Below are 1,658 nucleotides of genomic sequence, written 5' to 3'. Positions count from 1 at the left end.
ACCCGCCGCCACTACACCGGCGGGGATATCCCGGGTCACCACGCTGCCTGCTCCGATCATGGAGCCTTTTCCGATGGTGACGCCGCCGCAGACCACCGCATTGGCCCCGATCCACACGTCATCCTCCAGTGTGATGGGTGCAGAGGTGCTGATCCCCTCCGATCGCTGGGCGGGGTCCAGAGAATGTCCGGAGCAGGCCAGGCATACCCCTGGGGCAATAAAGGCCCCGGCTCCGATATGAACCGGCGAGGTATCCAGAATCACGCAGTTGTAGTTGATGACCGCAAGGCCGTGTGTATGGATGTTGAAGCCATAATCACAGTGAAAATCCGGTTCGATAAAGGTCAGGGGATGGCAGGTTCCCAACAGTTTCTGCAAAATGGCCTGCCGCTGTTTCGGTTGATTCGGGGCAGCGTTGTTGTATTCCCAACAAAGCTGCTGCGCATTGGCTTTCCAATCCGCCGGAAGGTTCCGGTTTTGTCCCGCATAGCCCTCCGGGCGCTTGAGAATTTCCAAAAGTTCCATTGATGACTCCTCTTCCATAGTTTCCGGTGCCTGCCCGCTGTATGAAAATTTCTCTCCGTACCGGGCTGCTGCGGGAGTTCCCGCCGGTCAGGTGGAGGACAGCGCCGGGTGGTGGTAGTTGCTCCGCGGCGTCCGGCGTGCCGGGACCTCCGGGGACTCCATCGCCTCCCGCTCCGCAGACTGATTCATGATGAGCATCTGCAGCCGGTTTTCCACGTTGGCATAGCTGGTATCCGGGTCCAGATCCAGCGGCAGGATCTGCACACCGGGGTAGAGCTCCTTGAGCCGCTTGGTGACACCCCGGCCGCATACATGGTTGGGGAGGCATCCAAAGGGCTGGAGGATAATGAAGGAGCGGACCCCTTCGGCGGCATAGTGGGCGATCTCTCCGGCCATGAGCCATCCTTCGCCGCAGGTAAGAGTCTTGGGGATGATGCCGCTCACCCCATCATAAAGATCCTGAGGCCGGGCAGCCTTATGATACAGCGGGTGAGCCGCAGCGATACGCTCCAAATAGCGCTGGATACCCTCCACCGCGGCATCCAGAGCAAAGGAGTAGGGTGCCAGATGGGCACCGAAATCCCGAATCTCACTGATGGCGGCCTGGAAATCCTTGCGGAACTGATAAGTGATGCGGGGCAGGATCGTCTCCATCCCGTTTTTCTCCAGATATTCCACCACATGGAAGTTGGTACCGGGGTGGAAGTTCACCAGCAGCTCGCCGGTGACCAGCACCCGGGGCTTGCGGACAGAACGGTCATAGTGGAGGCCGCAGAAGGCATTGATGGACCGGCGGAACGCCGCGAGCATCTGCCCCAGCCCCTTCTTGGAACCCTGGGCAATCTCTTCCACGCAGGACTGGAACACCCGGTTGGTCTCTCCGGCAATGGCCTCATAGGGGCGGATCTTCCGGCAAAGCTCCTCCAGAATATCCAGCATGGAGAACGCCCACGCCGCCAGCAGCACCGACCGGGCCCCCAGCATGGAGACGCCGGGATGGATGCCCTTGGTATCGCCGGGGTCTGTGGTGAGAATGGGCACGGCTTCAAAACCTGCACTGTCCAGGGCTTTCCGGAGAATGGCCGTATAGTTTGCCATACGGCAGTCACAGATTGGCTTGGCCATGCCCACCG

The 1,658-nt window shown here is 60.3% G+C and carries 1 protein-coding gene and 1 pseudogene; both read right to left on the bottom strand.

The genetic code is table 11. The annotated features are described in order from the left end of the window. A partial coding sequence (locus tag QZL67_RS10415) for a DapH/DapD/GlmU-related protein (RefSeq protein ID WP_292920299.1) occupies positions 1-525 on the bottom strand: 525 nt, incomplete at its 3' end. 87 nt (positions 526-612) lie between these two features. Next, positions 613-1,658, bottom strand: a pseudogene (locus QZL67_RS10410) (hypothetical protein); the annotation flags it as partial.

This window comes from Oscillibacter sp. CAG:155 (genome assembly GCA_000436875.1).
GTDB lineage: Bacteria > Bacillota > Clostridia > Oscillospirales > Oscillospiraceae > Oscillibacter.
The sequence above is the reverse complement of the archived record's forward strand: the minus strand, read 5'-3'. Positions and strand labels throughout refer to the sequence as shown.